Raw genomic sequence first — 16,365 nt, forward strand, 5'->3', positions numbered from 1 at the left:
GCCCCGCCGCTCATTGCGTCTCCCCCCGGGTTGGCCCTGGTGTGACATTTCCCCGGCCCCCACGCCCCCCGCATCTCCTTAACCACCGCTAAGGCGGGAACCGGCGGTAAGACACGCCGGGTCGGACTCCGTCGGCTCGTCGGCCAGGGCCCGGCAGGGCGTCGTCACCCGTCGACGGGCAGGACGCAGATCCGCAACAACCACGACGAGGGCCAGTCGGGCGTCTTCCGGTCCGGCCGCCACGGCGCCGGGTGTCTCGAGGCCCGCCCCGGGCGGTTCGAGGCCGGCTGTGGGGCGGATCGAGGCAGGACCGGCCCGTCGCCCGTCGCGGTGGGCATATGCTGACGGCGGAGGTCCTGATGAGCCACTCCCTCGCCGGAGAGCCGCCCTCTGCCGGACGGCGTGCCGCACCGCTGACCACCGCCGCCTACTCCGCCGTCGAGTGGGACCTGCTCACCACCCTGCCCGGCCGGGTGCTGGTGGCCGCCGCGTCGCCCGGTCCCGGTCGTCCGGCCCGGGACGTCGCCGCCGGTCTCGTCGGACTGGACGCCGTCGCCGCCGGTCGGGCCTCCGACAGTGACCTGGTACGCGCCGTGGCCGCCGCGATCTACGCCCGGCACGACGGTGCGACCGCCCCGACCGGCAGCGCGACCGCCCCGACCGGCAGCGCGACCGCCCCGACCGGCAGCGCGACCGCCCCGACCGACAGTGCTGCTGCCCTGGCCGGCGGGCTCGCCGATCCGGCGGAGCTGCCACAGGTGTGCCGGGCCGCCGTGCGGGTGCTGCGCCGCCGGGCCGACCCGGCCGACTCCGCCGCGTACCGGCAGTGGGTGGAGTCGGTGGCGGTGCGGGTCTGCCGGACCGGCACCCCGCAACCGAGCCACCGGCGCTTCCTGGACCGCCTCGGCGACGCCCTGGACCTGCGCTGACAGGTGCACCGTCGACCGGTGGTGCCGCCGACCCGTCGTGGTGTCGGCCGGGGTGGCGTGCGGCGGTGGCGGCGGCGGGCCGTACCCTCTGGCAATCGTGACCGAGGACCAGCTCGACGTGGGTGTCGGACCGTGGGTCGGCGACCTGCCGGACGACCCACGCTACGACCCGGAGCTGCTCGCGGCGGGCGACCGGCGCAACGTGGTGGACCGCTACCGCTACTGGCGGCGGGAGGCCGTCGTGGCCGACCTGGACGAGCGGCGACACGACTTCCACGTGGCCATCGAGAACTGGCAGCACGACTTCAACATCGGCACGGTGGTCCGGAACGCCAACGCGTTCCTCGCCGCCGAGGTGCACATCGTCGGGCTGCGGCGGTGGAACCGTCGGGGCGCGATGGTGACCGACCGCTACCAGCACGTCCGGCACCACCCGACGATCGAGGAGTTCGTCGGCTGGGCCGGCGGGCACGACCTGCCGGTGGTCGGCATCGACAACCTGCCCGGTTCCCGGCCGCTGGAGACCACCACCCTGCCCCGGCGCTGCGTGCTGCTCTTCGGCCAGGAGGGCCCCGGCCTGTCCGACGCCGCGCGGGCCGCCTGCGGCCAGCTCTTCTCGATCGCCCAGTACGGCTCGACCCGGTCGATCAACGCCGGGGTGGCCAGCGGCATCGCCATGCACGCCTGGATCCGCGCCCACGCCGCCGCCCCGCCGTCCTGACCGGCACGCCGCTGGTCGGACCGTGGCCGGCCCGGCCCCGGGCGGCTGCCCCCGATCCTCGCCGGCTGGGCGGGACACCGTAGTGGGAAAGGTGGCGGCGGGTCGGCGGGGTCGGCTTGACGGACCCGCATCGTCGGGCCACGGTGGGGATGTGAGTGTCATGGTGAGTTGTCCGAGGTGTGCGGGGCAGGTGCGCCCACCGGACCTGATGCACGGTGAGTCGCGCTGCGTCCGTTGTGGGCCGGTCGCCCCGCTGCACGTGCCCGAGCACATCGACGCCGAGATCGTGGCGAGCGTGGTGGAGCGGGTGGCTGCCGAGGGTGGCCCAGAGCGGCCCGCGCTGCCGCTGTGGTGCCCGTGGCCGCTGCCGGCCGGCTGGACGGTCACCGGGGTGGCCTGGGCCGGGGACGAGGCCGGTGGTGTCCGGGCCACCGCCGTCGCGTGCGCCGGTCCGGCGCCCCTCGGTGGCGGTCCGGCCGAACTGGTCCTGGTGGCGGAGGAGCCCGGGGTCGGACTGGGCACCCGATTCGCCGGGCTGGCCGGTCCGGACCCCGGTCCAGAGTTGACGGAGGTGCTGGCCGGGCCGGGTCCCGGCCCTGGTCATCCCGAGCACGTCGAGCCGGCGCGGATCCGGGCGGGCGGTCATCCGACTCCACTGTGGTTGGTCAATTCCGCCACGGATCGAAGCGCGTACGCCGGTGAGGCTCGGGGAATGTGGCTTCATGCGATAGCCTGGCCGGCGAGCGCGGGTCACCTCCTCGCGGAAGATGTCGTCCTGCACGACCTCACCGAGTGGACTCCGCCCGAGCTCGTGTTCGGCGCACCGTCCCCGTACCTGCACGGAGGGGCTTGACGGCCCTCCGGGTGAGTCGGAGATGGGACGCAGATATTCACGCTACGACATCATGCTGATACTCTGGGTGCCGCTGCGGTAAACGGACCCGGCGCCGCGCGAGAGGATGGCCCGCTATGGTCAAGAAGGTCCTCACCTGGGCCGGTATCGCATTCTTGATCTTCTTCGTTGCCTACCGGCCAAACTCGGCAGCGGACGTCTTCAAGTCGCTCGGCGGTGGCATCGTGGACATCGCCCAGGGCTTCGGCGACTTCTTCACGAGCCTCGTCGCCTAGCCGCCGATGGGCAGCCCCTCCGGACCCCCGTTCGACCCGGACGATCCCGGCCGGGACCGCCGGGAGCGGGACACCGAACCCATCCCGAGGTACCGACCCGACGACGGGCCGGCCTACGGGTCCGGGGCGGGACCCGCCAGTGGACCGTCCTTCTCGGACGACGCCGGCTACGGCGACGTCCCGGGATTCGGGGGTCAGGGGCGGACCTGGGTCCGTGATCCGGAGGCGGGCTACCAACCGCCGGTCATCTCCGAAGAGGAGCTGTCCGGTCTGCGGTCCGACTCCCAGGGCATGGCCCCCCGCCGGGTGCTCCCCCTGGAGGACGAGCCCAGCTCCCTCGTCGCCCGCTACCTCTTCCCGACCGAGCGCTACCGGGGCGAGTGGAAGCGGCACTGGATCCACCTCGCCACCCCGATCGTCGTCGGCGTGGCGGCCACCTTCATCCTCGGCTACCTCTCCGGCTTCCTCGCCGGGCAGGACGTCGGCGCCCTCACCACCATCGCCGTGCTGCTCTGGTTCGGGGTGATGGGCTGGGTCGCCTGGAAGGTCGCCGACTGGTGGTACGACCGGTTCATCCTGACCAACAAGCGGGTCATGGTGGTCAACGGCATCGTCACGCGCAAGGTCGCCATGATGCCGCTGGCCCGGGTCACCGACATGAAATACGAGCAGACCCCGACCGGCCGGGCACTCAACTACGGCACCTTCGTGCTGGAGTCCGCCGGCCAGGAGCAGGCGCTACGGGAGATCAAGAACCTGCCCAACCCGAACGAACTCTACCTGCGGGTGGTCGAGGAGATGTACGAGCCGCAGGCGGTCGAGGCCCGGTTGGGCAAGGAGGCCGACGAGGCCAAGGCCGACGACGGCGCCTGACACGTGTCGTCCGTCCGTCGGACGAACTGCACACCTTCCGCCGTCGACCGGGTGATGCCCGGCATGGCAGTCTGCCAGGCGGGACGGCGTGCGGAGGTGAGCGGTGGCCGACCGGGATCCGCTGGAGGACGAGTTCCGTGACTTCGTCGCGGCGCGCTCCAGTGCCCTGCTGCGGACCGCCTACCTGCTCGCCGGGGACTGGGCCACCGCCGAGGACCTCCTCCAGACCGCGTTGACCAAGACGTACCTGGCCTGGCGGCGCCTGGGTGGGATCGAGGCGGTCGAACCGTACGCCCGGCGGGTGCTGGTCAACACGTCCACCAGTTGGTGGCGGCGGCGGTGGCACGGTGAGCGGCCCACCGAGGTGCTGCCCGAGCGGGCCGGAGTGGACGAGATCGAGCAGCAGCTCGACCGCGACGTCCTCTGGCGGCACCTGCGGGCGTTACCCGCCCGGCAACGTGCCGTGCTGGTGTTGCGCTACTACGAGGACCTGTCGGAGGCCCAGACGGCGGCCCTGCTGGAGATCTCCCCCGGCACGGTGAAGAGTCAGACGTCCCGGGCCCTGGCCACCCTGCGCCGCCGGCTCGGGGCGGAGGCGTTGCACGACCTGACCCCCGAACCGGTCACCCGTCCGACCACAGCCACGACCACCCGGACCACGTCCACCGGGGCAGTTCAGGCCTCCCGGCCGCCGTCACCCGGGCGCACCACCGGGCAGACCCGGACATCCGCACCGGGCACCCCGGGCGAGCCTGTGCCGGGCCACACCGGGGTGATGCCGGCCCGCCCCGGCGCACCGGCCCGGACGGGGACGGGGCGGTCCGGCGCGGCGCGCGTCGTACCCGGGGAGCGGGCGGGTACCGGCCCGGCGTCGCCCCGGCCGGTGGGCGCGGGCGTCCTGCCGATCCCGACCGCGCCGCTCGCCACGGAGACCCGATGAAGCCCGCACCGTCGCGGCCCGGCAACCAGACCGACGGGTCGGGGCGTCAACTCCTCGTGACGCACGACGACGAGCTGGAGCGGGCGCTGCGGGAGACGTTGTCCCAGCGGGTCGCGGTGCCGCACCGGCTCCCCGTCGACCCGGCCGGGTTGGCGCTCGGCCGGGCCCGGCGGGTCAGGCGGCGGCGCACGGTCGCCGGGCTCACCCTGGCCAGCATCGTGACCGCCCTGGCGGCCGGCGGCATGACCCAGCTCGGTGGGCAGGCGGACCAGCCCACCGCCCCGACCGTCGTGCTCGGCGACCCGCAGGGGGTGGCCACCCTGTCCCCCGACCCGGTCGCTCCCCACCCGGCGGACCGGCCGACCGACGGCGAGGTCGACCTGATCGTGGCCGGTGCGCTGGTCACCGCCGCCGGGCAGCGGTACGAGCTGGGGATCGGGCCGGTCGAACGCGCGCAACGCCTGCCCGACCGCGGCGGCTGGCTGCTGACCGGGGCGGTCACCGCTGCCGGCCGTACCCTCTGGGTGGTGCCCTCGGGCGGGAAACCGCAGGCGTTGCTCGCCGGTGCCGACGAGATCGTGCTGTCACCCGACAGCCGGCAGGTGGCCTGGCGCGACGACGGCCGACTCTTCGCCGCCGGGATCGTGGCCGGGCAGCTCATCGCCTCCGTCGCCGGGCCTTCCGTCGACGCGGTCCCGGTCCGGGTGGTCGGCGACCGGGTCCTGCTGCGGGCCGCCCCCGAGGGTGGTCACCTGTGGTGGCGGTGGAGCCCGGCGGGGCCGCCCGGCATCGTCGCGCCGGACGTCCAGGAGGTCTACGGGACCCGGCCGGACGGCCGGCTGGTCGCCCGGGTGCGGGTCGGCAGCGGGAGCTGCCTGGCCCTGCTCGACCCCGACCTGGCCCCGGCGAGCACCCGGTGCGACGTGACCCCGACCGCCGACGGCCGGGGCGCGGTCTCTCCCGACGGACGTTGGTTGCTGGTCAACGGCCGACTCGCCGGATCGGACGACGCCATCCTGGTCGACCTGGCCGGCACCGTCCCAGCCCCACGCGGCGCCGGCCCGGCGATCGGCGGTGCGGTGGTCTGGACCGACGACCACGATGCGGCGTACGTCGACGGGGACGGCGACCTCGCCCGGGTGCGCCCCGACGAGGTGCTGGCGGACAGGCCGGCCACCCCGACCCCGGTGGCCGGGGCCGGGGCCGACGCCCGACCGGTGGTGGTGGCCGGCACCGGGTGACCTGCCCCGACCCGCCCGCCGGTAGCGTCGGGACCATGCCCGCCCGCCCGCTGATCGACCTGCACGCCCACTCCACCGCCAGCGACGGCACGCTCGGCCCGGCCGAGCTGGTCCGGGCCGCCGCCGACGCCGGGTTGGACGTCGTGGCGATCACCGACCACGACACCACCGCCGGTTGGGCGGCGGCGGTCGACGCGTTACCGGCCGGGCTCAGCCTCGTGCGGGGGGCGGAGCTGTCCTGCCGCTGGCACGGTGCCGAACCGGCGCTGCCGCTGCACCTGCTGGCGTACCTGTTCGATCCGGAGCACCCGGAGCTGGTCGCCGAGCTGGCCCGGGTCCGGCAGGCCCGGGAGGTACGCGGGGAACGGATCGTCGAGCTGCTGCGCGCCGACGGGATCGACGTGAGCTGGCCGGAGATCCTGGCCGCCGCCGACGGAGGCACGGTGGGTCGCCCGCACATCGCCGCCGCGCTGATCCGGTCCGGCCTGGTCACCACCACCACCGAGGCGTTCGGCCCGCAGTGGCTGGGGCAGCGGTACCGGCTACCCAAGGACGACATCGACGTGTTCCGGGCCGTGGCCCTGGTCCGGGCGGCCGGCGGCGTGCCGGTGTTCGCCCATCCCCGGGCCAGCCGGCGGGGGCGGATCGTCCCGGACACGCTGATCGCCGAGCTGGCCGACGCGGGGCTCGCCGGCCTGGAGGCCGACCACGAGGACCACACCCCCGCCGAGGCGGCGCACGTCCGGCGGCTCGCCACCGACCTGGGCCTGCTGGTCACCGGCTCGTCGGACTTCCACGGCAGCCACAAGACCGTCCGGCTGGGCGCGCACACCACCGCGCTGGAGGCGTACGAGCGGATCGTCGCGGCGTCCTCCGGAGTGACCGGCGTCGCTTCCGGCTGATCCGCGTTCCGCCTGCCAGCGGCACCGCTACCCTCGTCCGGTGGATCTCAAGCTCTTCGGTGAGGTCTTCGTGACCCTGCTGGTCATCGTCGACCCGCCGGGCATGATGCCGATCTTCCTCGCCCTGACCGGCCCGCTGCCGGCCCGTGACCGTAACCGGGCCGCCTGGCAGGCGGTCGCGTTGGCGCTCGGCGTCATCGTGGTCTTCGCCGTCGCCGGCCAGACCCTCCTCGCCTACCTGCACGTCGACCTGCCGGCGTTGCAGGCGGCCGGTGGCCTGCTGCTGATCCTGGTCGCGCTGGAACTGCTCACCGGCAAGGCCGACGACCCCAGCCAGCAGGCCACCTCCAACATCGCCCTGGTGCCGTTGGGCACCCCGCTGCTGGCCGGCCCCGGCGCGATCGTGGCGACCATGCTGTTCGTGCAGCAGGCCGACGGGGTGGGACAGGTCTCGGCGATCGCCGCCGCGATCGTCGCGGTGATGCTGGCGGTCTGGATCGTGCTGCGGTTCTCCGGCGGCATCGTCAAGATCCTCCGGCCGGGTGGCATCGAGGTGCTGACCCGGATCGCCGGCCTGCTGCTGGCCGCCATCGCGGTGCAGCTCATCGCCGACGCGGTGGCCGCCTTCGTCACGCAGTACGTGAACATGAGCTGAGTCGCCCGTCGTGCCGCCGCCGGGCTGTCGCACCGGGCTGGCAGGATCACCGGGGTGCGACGAGCCTCCTCCGCCGGTACTCCCCGGCCCCGCTCCGGCCAACCCGAGCAACTCGGCTTCGCCGGCATGCCCGAACGGCTCTTCACCTGCACACCCAGCAAACTCGGCGCGTACGCCGACTGCCCCCGCCGCTACCGCTACACCTACCTGGACCGGCCCGCCCCGCCCAAGGGGCCGCCGTGGGCGCACAACTCGCTCGGCGCGAGCGTGCACACCGCCCTGAAGAACTGGTATGCGCTGCCCGTCGACCGGCGGCGCCCCGAGGCGCTGCCCGCCCTGCTCAAGGGCACCTGGGTCCGCGAGGGCTACCGCGACGACGAGCAGGAGCGGGCGGCCTACCAGCGGGCGCTGGGCTGGCTGGAGGGGTACGTCGCCACCCTCGACCCCGGCGACGACCCGCTGGGCGTGGAACGCGTGGTCGCCGTCAAGACCGCCGTGCTGGCCTTCAACGGGCGGGCCGACCGGATCGACTCCCGCCCCGGCCCGGACGGCCCCGAACTGGTCATCGTCGACTACAAGACCGGCCGCACCGGGCTGGACGCCGACGACGCGCGCGGCTCGCAGGCACTGGCCCTCTACGCGTACGCCGCCGAGCGGACGTTCCGCCGACCCTGCCGCCGGGTGGAGCTGCACCATCTGCCGACCGGCACCGTCGCCGGGCACGACCACACCGTCGAGTCGCTGACCCGGCAGCTCAGCCGCGCCGAGGACACCGCCCGGGACATCATGGCCGCCGAGCGGTCGGTGGCCGACGGAACCGACCCGGACGAGGCGTTCCCTGCCGTCGCCGGGCCCCGCTGCGGCTGGTGCGACTACCGGCGTACCTGCCCGGTCGGCGCGCAGACCCCCGGCCGCGAGCCGTGGTCGGCGATCGACCGCCCCACCGCTCCGCAGGCCGACTGACCGACCTCCCGCGTCGGGTCTACCCGTCCCGGATGGTCAGGCGGCGGCGGTGAGACGGGCGGCACGGTCCTTCGCCGCCTGCTGGATCGGGCTCTCCCGCCAGTTGCGGGGCAACGCCGCCAGGGCCAGTCGCAGCGTCCGGACGCTCAGGTCGGCCGACAGCGCGGTGGTGGGCAGTCCCAGCCCGCCGTAGAGTCGCAGCGCCCACGGTGGCAGCAGCCCGAGCGCCGTGCCGGCCACCCCGAAGTACGCCCAGCGTGGCGGCCCCAGGCTCAACCCGAGGCGGGCCGGCCGGCTCAGCTTCCACGGGATCGGCGGGGCGGTCAGGAACAGCGCGGTCTCCGCCGCCTCCCTGGTCATCCGTAGCTCGGGCCGGACCGCCCGGTAGTAGTCGGCCACCTCGGCGGCGCTGCCGGGCACCCCGGCCGGGTCGAGCCCGACAAGTGCGGCGGCCCGCCGCTGCTCGGCGTAATATCCGTCCACCTCGGCATCGGTCAGCGACAGACCGGCCCGGCGGGCGGTGCCGACGAACGACTCGGCCCCGGTGACGTGCACCCAGCGCAGCAGATCCGGCTCGTCGATCCGGAACCGCTCGCCGGTGAACGGGTCGGTGGCGCGCAGCCGGGCATGCAGGGCCCGCAACCGCCGGCCGGCCGCCTCGGCCTCGGCGGTGGTGCCGTAGTTCACCGTGTCGATGTACGTGCCGGTGCGGACCAGCCGCCCCCAGGCGTCCGACCGGTAGTTGCTGTTCTGGGCCACCCCGGCCATCGCCCGGGGGTGCAGGGTCTGAAGATAGAGGGAGCGCAGGCCGGCGACGATCAGGATCGGTTCGTCGTGCACCTTCCAGGTGACCGAACCGGGACCGAAGAGGCCGAGATCGTCGGTGTCCACCCGTCAACAGTGCCACGCTCGACGAGGTACCGCCGTCCGTCGTCGTGACCCTCGCCCGGAACCAGCGGGTGCGGGACGGGCCGGGACGCGGTGAACCGGAACCTCCGCCACCGCGTGTACGCGTACGGCGAGACGCTGCGACACCAGGCTCGACGTACGCTGTCTGCCGCAACCCGCATTCCACGCTCGGAGGTGTCGGTGTTCAAGGAGATCAACGGTCTGCCAGGTCACGTCCTGGTGGTCCATGCCGTGGTCGTCTTCGTCCCACTACTCGCGCTGCTGGCCAGCGCCTACGGGCTGATGCCGCGCTGGCGGCCCCGCCTCGACTGGGCGGTGGCCATCCTGGCCGTGATCACCCCGGTCCTCGCCTGGGTGGCGACCGAATCGGGGGAGGCGTTCGAGGAGGCGCTGCGGGCGAAGGGCTACTCGCCCGAGCTACTCGCCAAGATCCACGAACATTCCGAGTACGGCGAGACGCTGCAGTGGTTCACCATCGGGCTGGCCGTGGCGGCGCTGCTGCTGCTGGCGGTGACCAGCAGTCGGGTGCGTACCCCGAACCTGCCCGGCTGGGCACCCTGGGTCCTCACCGCGATCGTCGTGGTGCTGTCGGTGTTCGCGCTCGTCTACGTCTATCTCACCGGGGACAGCGGTGCCGCCTCGGTGTGGAGCAACACGTTCTGACCAGTCGCCTGCGTGCTGACCGGTCGGCCTGGCTGCCCGGCAGCATGGCGGCCCGGTCGGCCTGGCGGCCCGGTCGGGCCCGGTCGGTTGTCCGCCTGCTGACCGGTTGTCCGGGTGCTGAGCGGTCTTGTTCGTGCTGACCGGTCGGCCTGGTCGGCCTGGTCGGTCGGCGCGTGGGCCGGGCAGCGCCTTCGGCGTGTGCGCCGGATGGCGTTCGGGCGTGTTCGGCGGGTGTTCAGAACAGTGCCCGGGAGCAGAGCAGACAGAGCAGCAGTAGCAACACGGTGCCGATGACCGCGCCGACGCTCCAGGTGACCCGCTGCGCCCGTTGCTCTGCCGCGTCCATCGCCTCCATGTCCTGCGCCGGCAGGGTGCGGGCGGGAGTCGCTTCCAGGTGCACCGGGGGACGCCAGCCCGGCGGCGGTGGCGTGGTGGGCGGCGGCCCGTGGTAACCACCCCGCCCCGACCAGGCCGAACTCGTCCCCGGTGCGGTACTGCCCGTCCAGGGAGTGGTCGGGACCGTTCCCGGGATCGACGTACCCACCCTCGGCGGCGCGGCCGGCTCACCGGACGGCGGGCCGGCCGGTGGGCTGGCGGGTCGACCGGACGGCAGGCCGGGTGCCGGCGCGTCGACCGGGCTGGCCCAGGGCGAGGGCTGGTGCGTCGCCCCACCTTCCGCTTCCCCGGCACCCCCGGCACCCGCGCCGGTCGCGACCCCGCTCTCTGCCCCGGCCTCCTCTGCGGCACGAGTTCCGGTCCCGGCACCTCCTCCCGTCCGGGCCTCTTGTTCGGTCGCGCCCCTTTGTTCGCTCCCGGCCCCGTGTTCGGTTCCGGCCCCGTGTTCGGTTCCGGCCCCGTGTTCGGTTCCGGCCCTTTGTTCGGTTCCGGCACTGGTTCTGGTCTCGGCCCTGGTTTCGGCCCCGGCCTCAGGGGCCGCGTCAACCCCGGTGGTGGGAGATCCGTCAAGGTGGTGCGGGGCACCCGTTCCGCCGGGGATGGTGCTCGGGTGAGGCTGGCGGGTCGGGGGTGTCGGCCCGGCGGGTGCGGGGGTGGGCGGCTGTGCGGGTGGGCGTCGCCAGTATTCGTCGTCGGGGCTGGCACCGCTGGGGGTCGTCACGCCATCCGACGCTACCAACGTGAGGGCCAGACGCGGCGGACCCTTGCCGGGGAGACCCGGCAGTTGGCCGCCGCGGTGGTGTGCGGGAAGTGGGCGGTCTGAGGAGTAACCTTGCCGCTCGTGAGCACCGAGGATCTGGCCGGCGGCGGTGTGCCCGGCGATGACGACCGCGCGGTCGACCTCAGCGACGACTTCGTGGTGCTGCCTGAGCAGACCGCCGACGACACCGACTTCGGGTGGGGTGAGCGCCGGGACGGCAACGACGACTGGTTGCTCGCCGAGCGCCCCCCACACTGGAGTTGACCATCGTCGGCCGCCGGTGGGCCGCAACATCCACTCCAGGGTGGCGACAATGCGGTTCCGGATGGGCGCGATATCGCTGTCTCGGCCCGCAGTCTGGCGGTCAGGCGGTGTGGTCGACGACGACCTTGCCGAAGACCTCGCCGCAGGAGTGGATCATCCTCGGATGACGACGCTGAAGCGGCTCCCTTCCGGCTGACCGACGGACCGTTGCGCCTGATCGGGGCGTACGGCCAGGTAGAGCGCAGACGAGCCGTCCCCGGCCCCGGCGCCCACCACGTCGAGGACCAGGGCGTCGGCCGCCAGCAGAACAGGTGCTCCAGCGCTGCGCCCGGCCGGCAGCACGAGCAGGTCGACCCGTGCACCGGGGCGCAGGACCGCGAGGGCGGCCGGTTCGGCCAGGCGGACGGGCACTCCCACGAAGCCGCTCGGCAGCGGTACGGCAGTCGGGGTGCCTTCCTCGGCGGGCCTTCCGGTCTCCTGCGTACCGGACCGGGGGTCGCCCACCCCGTCGGGGACGCCGGCCCCGCTGACGCCCGGTCGTACCGTCCGATGGTGCGGCTGGCCGGACTGGCCGCCGACGGCGGGCCCGGCCACGGTCGGTGGGTCCGGACATCCCGCCGCGTTGAATGTGCCGGCGGGAGGTCCGGCCGCGCTGGGCCTGCCGGTGGCGGGATCTGTGGCATGGGGCCTCCCCATGGGAGGTCCCGCCGGGCCGAGGGCGACGGCAGGTGGTGGGGCACCGGTGGAACAGCCAGCCGGGGTGTCCATGACGATCACCGCCAGCCCCAGCAGGACCGCCACCAAGGCCGCCCGCAACATGGTCCCCCCACCGGGGCGACGCGGCCAGCGGAATGCTCGCAGCGAGCCTTCTCCATCGACCGCACCGGTCACCATGCAACACCCTCTGCCGCTCACCGGATGCCCTGGCGGCACCCCCCGGCCCAGCAGGCTATGTCGCACCCACCCAAACCCCACGCCCCCTCACCCACGCCCTGTGGACAACACCCCGCCTGTGGAAAACCCCACCCCCACCCGTCCCCCCACCCCCGTCCCCCCACCCCCGCCCGTCCACCCACCCACCCACAAGTGGCGTGATCAAGAGGTTTGCGTCAAATACCGCGATCAACTTGACGCAAATCTCTTGATCACTGCGTCAACGTGACGCAAAGCTCTTGATCGCGGGGGCGGGGTGGGGCGGTGGGGGAGGGGGTCAGGAGGTCGTGGTGGTGGGGGCGGGCTTGGTGGAACTGGTCGAGCCCGACGGGCCGGAGGTGGTGGACGAGGAGGACGAGTTGGGGGTCGAGGAACCGCCCGAGGTCGACGACGAGCCGGAGCCCGAGGAGTCGCCACCGGAAGAGGTGCCCTCCGACTTCGCCGGCTTCGTCGTGCCGCCCTTGCCCTCGGTGCCCGCCGCCCGGGAGTCGGTGCGGTAGAAGCCGGAGCCCTTGAACACGACCCCGACCGAGTTGAAGACCTTGCGCAGCCGCCCCTCGCACGCGGGGCACTCGGTCAGCGGCTCGTCGGAGAACGACTGCACCGCCTCGAGCTGGTGGCCGCACGCGGTGCAGGCGTACTGGTACGTGGGCACGTTCTCCTCCGGATCTGGTTCAGCCGATTGGCACTCGACGTATTCGAGTGCCAATGGTGCGTCATCGGACCCGGGTTCGTCCAGCGGACGTGATCGTCACCCACCCGCCGGGAGGTCCGGACCAGCGGGGGAGCAGGCGCGAACCGGACCTCGGCGAGCCGGGTCCGCACCCCACCACCGGCGAAGTTCGACGCCGTCGGCGCACCGCCCGCCGTCGGCAGGGCGCCACCAGCGAAGTCCGACGTCGTCACTGCACCGCGCCGCCGCAGAGCCCGACGCCGTCACCGGACCGCAGAATCAGCGGAGTCCGACGTCGTCAGTGCACCGTGCCACCACGGAGCCCGACGCCGTCAGTCGAAGCGGGGCCCGACGCCGTCAGCCGACCGCAGCATCAGCGGAGCCCGACGCCGTCAGCGCAATCCCGTCCCGGGTGAGCAGGCGCAGACCTTCCGACGGGGTGAGAGCCGCCCGCACCGGCCGGTCGTGCGGCTGGGCGGGCAGCGCCGGGAGCAGTTCACCGTCGTGCAGCAGCGCCACGGTCATGGTGGCCGCCGGTACCCGGGCCAGCGCCCGGTCGTAGGAGCCGCCGCCCCGGCCCAGCCGTAGGCCGTGCCGGTCCACCGCCAGGGCGGGCACCACCACCAGGGATGCTCCGACGATCGCCGTCCGGCCCCGCCGGGGTCCGTGCGGCTCGCGCATCCCCCGGCCGGCGGCGACCAGGGTGCCCGGTCCGGCGTATGGGGCCCAGTCCAGGTCGAGGTCGTCGCGGAGCACGGGCAGCAGCAGCTCCGCCCCGGCCGGCAGCGCGGCCCGGAGCACCTCGGGCAGGTCGGGGCCGCCCGGCTCGGAGCCGACCGGCACGTACCCGGTCATCGTGGCCGGCCGCAGGCGGCGTACCAGCGCGGTCAGTTCGGCTTGGACGCGCGTCGCGGCGGCGGAGCGGTGGGCTGCGGTGAGCGCCCGGCGGTGGGCGAGCAGCACGGCGCGTGTCTCGCGTTTGGCCGCGTGGAGGGCTTCCGCTTCATCAGAAAAATCGGGCACGCAACACTCCTGACGCAACGCTGTCAATGTGGTCGCTCTGTGTCAGCATCGCAGGAACGGGCCTGGAACTTCCGGGGGGACAGCGTTGACGCTACGCGGGCGGTTGACGGCGGCCTTCCTCACGGTGGTGCTCGGTCCCGTGCTGCTCGGCGCGGTCTTCGTCGGCACCACCCTGTCGACGGTGGACCGCACCCGGTCCACCGAACGGCTCGGCCTGGCCGCGTCCGCCGTGCGTACCTCGATCGACGCGTTGTGCCAGCAGTTGCGGGCCGCCGCCGACGCGGTGGCCCTGCGCCCCGACCCGGCGACCCGGGCGGGCGCGGCCGGTCAGGTGGTCAGCCGGGGGTTGGCCACCGCCGTGCTGGTCACCGACGTGACCGGTGGCACCACGTACGCCACCCCGGGTGGGCCGGCGACTCCGTGGCAGGACTGCGCGGGCGTCCGCACCGGTGGACCGGTCCGGGCGCTGAGCGCCCGGGTGGACCTGCGTGACCCGGCGGGCACGCCGCTCGGCGCGGTGGCCGCCGCCGAGGTGGTCGACCCGGCGTTCGTGGCCCGGCTGGCCGCCGCGACCGGCGTCGCGGTCACCCTCCTCGACGACACCGCCGCCCCCGACCGGATCACCCACACCACCGAGACCCGTCGGGTACGCGACGCGGTGCTCGCCGCGGCCGGCACCCTCGATGGTGACCGGGTCACCGCGACCCGGGACGGCCGGTACGTGCGGCGGCTCGGGCCGGCCCCGGGGCAGCCGTTGCCCCTGGTCCTTTCCGTGGCCGGGGAGCGACCGTCGGGCCTGCCGGCGGCACTGGTCGGGGCGGTGCTGCTCGCCGTGGTGGTGGCGGTGCTGACGGCGTGGCGGCTGGCCCGGGTCACCACCCGGCCGTTGGTGGAGTTGGCCGGTGCGGTGGACCGGGTCGCCCGGGGTGACCTGACCGCCCGGGTGCCGGTGCGCAGCCGGGACGAGATCGGCGGGCTCGCCGCCGCGTTCAACCGGATGATCCGGGAGACCGCCGGGTACGTGGCTGCGCTGACCAGCAGCCGGGACCAGTTGCGGGGGCACCTGAGGGTGCTCGGGGACACCCTGGCCAGCACCCACGACCTGCAACGCATCCTGCGGGTGATCCTGCACAGCGCGATCGCGGCGACCGGGGCGCGGGCCGGGGCGGTGCTGCTGGTCGACGACGCCGGGGTGCTCGTCGGGCAGTGCGCGGAAGGGCTGGCCGGGCGTTGCCCACCGGGCACCGAGCCGGAGGAGTTGCGGGTGCCGGTGGGCACGGGGGTGGTCGGTGCGGTCGCCGCCACGGGTGAACCGCAGCGGGGCCGGGTCCCGTCGGGCCCGACGCCGACCGGCGAACCGTGGTGCGAGACGTACGTGGCGGTGCCGTTCACCGCACCCGGTGGGGACGCCGCCGGCCGGGACCCGGCGGTCGGGGTGCTGGTCCTCTACGACCGGTTGGGCGTCGGCGAGTTCGACGACGACGACCTGGCGACCCTGCGGACCTTCGCCGGGCACGCGGCGGTGGCGGTGGAGAACGTCCGGGTGCACGAGGAGGCGCAGCGGTTGTCGTTGACCGACCCGCTGACCGGGCTGTGGAACTACCGGTACCTGCGTGAGTCGCTGCGCCGGGAGGTGGAGCGGGCCAGCCGGTTCGGCCGGATGCTCAGCATCCTCGTCCTCGACCTGGACCGGTTCAAGATCGTCAACGACAGTTACGGGCACGCCGCCGGGGACGCCGTGCTCGCCGAGTTCGCCCGCCGGGTCCGGGGCGAGATCCGCGAGGTGGACCTGGCCTTCCGGCAGGGCGGTGAGGAGTTCGTGGTGCTGCTGCCGGAGACCGACGCCCGGGGCGCGGCGACCGTCGCCGAGCGGTTGGGCGCGGCGGTGCGGGAGGCCCCGGTCGTGGTCGCCGGCCACGCGGGTGTCCCGACCACGATCGCGGTGTCGGTCTCGATCGGCATCGCCGTCTATCCCGACCACGCCTGCACCGGCGCGGAGGTGCTGGACGCCGCCGACGAGGCGTTGTACGCGGCCAAGGGCGCCGGCCGTGACGGCTACCGGGTGGCGACGGCGCGGCCCCGACCGACGCCGGCAGCCGACGGTGCGGTCGAGGAGATCGCCGTACCGGCGGGGGCGACCAGCCCGGACGACGGCCTGCCCCGGGCCGGTCCGCCCGTCGGGCCGACCAGCGCCACCCGGCCACCCGCCCACCGGCCGCCCACCGACCGGGTAGCCGGCGACGACCTGCCGACCGACGGGTCGATCGACCTACCTGCCGACGGGTCGACCGGTGGGCCGGCCGGTCGGCACGCCGTCGGTGCTCCCGGTGTGACGCAGCCGGGCGGCGCGTCTTCCGGTCCTCACCCGCCGCGGCAGAGCCGTGGCCGATAG

Annotated in this window: 18 protein-coding genes; 13 read left to right on the forward strand and 5 right to left on the reverse strand. The window is 74.3% G+C overall.

Annotated elements, in window-relative coordinates; genetic code table 11:
- Window positions 1-338: 338 nt before the first annotated feature.
- The 10 genes from AB0C22_RS18780 to AB0C22_RS18825 all read left to right on the forward strand — a co-directional run bounded on the left by AB0C22_RS18780 (window position 339) and on the right by AB0C22_RS18825 (window position 8,352).
- Entirely contained in the window at window positions 339-929 is a 591-nt protein-coding gene (locus AB0C22_RS18780; protein ID WP_357536145.1) for a hypothetical protein, read from the forward strand.
- Between the two features lie 97 nt (window positions 930-1,026).
- Window positions 1,027-1,650, forward strand: a complete 624-nt coding sequence (locus tag AB0C22_RS18785; RefSeq protein ID WP_219466824.1) for an RNA methyltransferase — start codon at window positions 1,027-1,029, stop codon at window positions 1,648-1,650.
- A gap of 160 nt (window positions 1,651-1,810) precedes the next feature.
- Window positions 1,811-2,503, forward strand: coding sequence for a DUF6758 family protein (locus AB0C22_RS18790; RefSeq protein WP_308291127.1), 693 nt, complete (start codon window positions 1,811-1,813; stop codon window positions 2,501-2,503).
- Between the two features lie 116 nt (window positions 2,504-2,619).
- Window positions 2,620-2,778: a hypothetical protein gene (locus AB0C22_RS18795; RefSeq protein ID WP_165942702.1), complete on the forward strand. Its 159-nt coding sequence runs from the start codon at window positions 2,620-2,622 to the stop codon at window positions 2,776-2,778.
- A 6-nt stretch (window positions 2,779-2,784) separates the two neighbouring features.
- A complete protein-coding gene (locus AB0C22_RS18800) occupies window positions 2,785-3,651 on the forward strand; it encodes a PH domain-containing protein (protein WP_219466827.1) in 867 nt (288 codons plus the stop codon).
- Between the two features lie 103 nt (window positions 3,652-3,754).
- Entirely contained in the window at window positions 3,755-4,591 is an 837-nt protein-coding gene (locus AB0C22_RS18805) for a SigE family RNA polymerase sigma factor (protein WP_308291009.1), read from the forward strand.
- A complete protein-coding gene (locus AB0C22_RS18810) occupies window positions 4,588-5,832 on the forward strand; it encodes a hypothetical protein (protein WP_219466830.1) in 1,245 nt (414 codons plus the stop codon). The genes AB0C22_RS18805 and AB0C22_RS18810 overlap by 4 nt, the downstream gene beginning before the upstream one ends.
- Before the next feature lie 35 nt (window positions 5,833-5,867).
- Complete coding sequence (locus AB0C22_RS18815; protein WP_357536148.1) at window positions 5,868-6,734, forward strand: PHP domain-containing protein; 867 nt, start codon at window positions 5,868-5,870, stop codon at window positions 6,732-6,734.
- Window positions 6,735-6,774: 40 nt separating this feature from the next.
- On the forward strand, window positions 6,775-7,389 hold the full coding sequence (locus AB0C22_RS18820; RefSeq protein WP_208570384.1) for a MarC family protein: 615 nt from the start codon (window positions 6,775-6,777) through the stop codon (window positions 7,387-7,389).
- 126 nt (window positions 7,390-7,515) lie between these two features.
- A complete protein-coding gene (locus AB0C22_RS18825; RefSeq protein ID WP_219470643.1) occupies window positions 7,516-8,352 on the forward strand; it encodes a PD-(D/E)XK nuclease family protein in 837 nt (278 codons plus the stop codon).
- Between the two features lie 36 nt (window positions 8,353-8,388).
- Here AB0C22_RS18825 and AB0C22_RS18830 read toward each other — a convergent pair whose 3' ends face one another.
- Window positions 8,389-9,243 carry an oxygenase MpaB family protein gene (locus tag AB0C22_RS18830; RefSeq protein WP_219466840.1) on the reverse strand — a complete coding sequence of 285 codons (855 nt, stop codon included), beginning with the start codon at window positions 9,241-9,243 and terminating at the stop codon, window positions 8,389-8,391.
- Between the two features lie 198 nt (window positions 9,244-9,441).
- Between AB0C22_RS18830 and AB0C22_RS18835 the strand changes: the two genes are divergently transcribed.
- A complete protein-coding gene (locus AB0C22_RS18835; protein ID WP_208570420.1) occupies window positions 9,442-9,924 on the forward strand; it encodes a DUF2231 domain-containing protein in 483 nt (160 codons plus the stop codon).
- Window positions 9,925-10,159: 235 nt separating this feature from the next.
- Here the strand turns inward: AB0C22_RS18835 and AB0C22_RS18840 are convergent, their stop codons facing one another.
- Entirely contained in the window at window positions 10,160-10,537 is a 378-nt protein-coding gene (locus AB0C22_RS18840; protein WP_357536334.1) for a hypothetical protein, read from the reverse strand.
- A gap of 624 nt (window positions 10,538-11,161) precedes the next feature.
- On the opposite strand from AB0C22_RS18840, the gene AB0C22_RS18845 reads away from it, so the two are divergent.
- Window positions 11,162-11,344, forward strand: coding sequence for a hypothetical protein (locus AB0C22_RS18845; RefSeq protein ID WP_255599277.1), 183 nt, complete (start codon window positions 11,162-11,164; stop codon window positions 11,342-11,344).
- A 153-nt stretch (window positions 11,345-11,497) separates the two neighbouring features.
- On the opposite strand, the gene AB0C22_RS18850 is transcribed toward AB0C22_RS18845, so the two are convergent.
- The 3 genes from AB0C22_RS18850 to AB0C22_RS18860 form a co-directional block, all read right to left on the reverse strand.
- Complete coding sequence (locus AB0C22_RS18850) at window positions 11,498-11,938, reverse strand: hypothetical protein (RefSeq protein ID WP_255597878.1); 441 nt, start codon at window positions 11,936-11,938, stop codon at window positions 11,498-11,500.
- A gap of 616 nt (window positions 11,939-12,554) precedes the next feature.
- On the reverse strand, window positions 12,555-12,932 hold the full coding sequence (locus AB0C22_RS18855; protein WP_208570387.1) for an FmdB family zinc ribbon protein: 378 nt from the start codon (window positions 12,930-12,932) through the stop codon (window positions 12,555-12,557).
- A 375-nt stretch (window positions 12,933-13,307) separates the two neighbouring features.
- Window positions 13,308-13,973: a 5-formyltetrahydrofolate cyclo-ligase gene (locus tag AB0C22_RS18860; protein WP_357536151.1), complete on the reverse strand. Its 666-nt coding sequence runs from the start codon at window positions 13,971-13,973 to the stop codon at window positions 13,308-13,310.
- 85 nt (window positions 13,974-14,058) lie between these two features.
- Here AB0C22_RS18860 and AB0C22_RS18865 point away from each other — a divergent pair, with 85 nt between their 5' ends.
- Window positions 14,059-16,365: a diguanylate cyclase gene (locus tag AB0C22_RS18865; protein ID WP_357536153.1), complete on the forward strand. Its 2,307-nt coding sequence runs from the start codon at window positions 14,059-14,061 to the stop codon at window positions 16,363-16,365.

Source organism: Micromonospora sp. NPDC048894 (genome assembly GCF_040649765.1).
Classification (GTDB): Bacteria; Actinomycetota; Actinomycetes; order Mycobacteriales; family Micromonosporaceae; genus Micromonospora; species Micromonospora antibiotica.

Excerpts from the sequence above, each read along its gene's own strand:
- AB0C22_RS18780 (WP_357536145.1), top strand. The coding sequence starts at position 339 with ATGCTGACGGCGGAGGTCCTGATGAGCCACTCCCTCGCCGGAGAGCCG.
- AB0C22_RS18790 (WP_308291127.1), top strand. The coding sequence starts at position 1,811 with ATGGTGAGTTGTCCGAGGTGTGCGGGGCAGGTGCGCCCACCGGACCTG.
- AB0C22_RS18795 (WP_165942702.1), top strand. The coding sequence starts at position 2,620 with ATGGTCAAGAAGGTCCTCACCTGGGCCGGTATCGCATTCTTGATCTTC.
- AB0C22_RS18800 (WP_219466827.1), top strand. The coding sequence starts at position 2,785 with ATGGGCAGCCCCTCCGGACCCCCGTTCGACCCGGACGATCCCGGCCGG.
- AB0C22_RS18810 (WP_219466830.1), top strand. The coding sequence starts at position 4,588 with ATGAAGCCCGCACCGTCGCGGCCCGGCAACCAGACCGACGGGTCGGGG.
- AB0C22_RS18815 (WP_357536148.1), top strand. The coding sequence starts at position 5,868 with ATGCCCGCCCGCCCGCTGATCGACCTGCACGCCCACTCCACCGCCAGC.
- AB0C22_RS18825 (WP_219470643.1), top strand. The coding sequence starts at position 7,516 with ATGCCCGAACGGCTCTTCACCTGCACACCCAGCAAACTCGGCGCGTAC.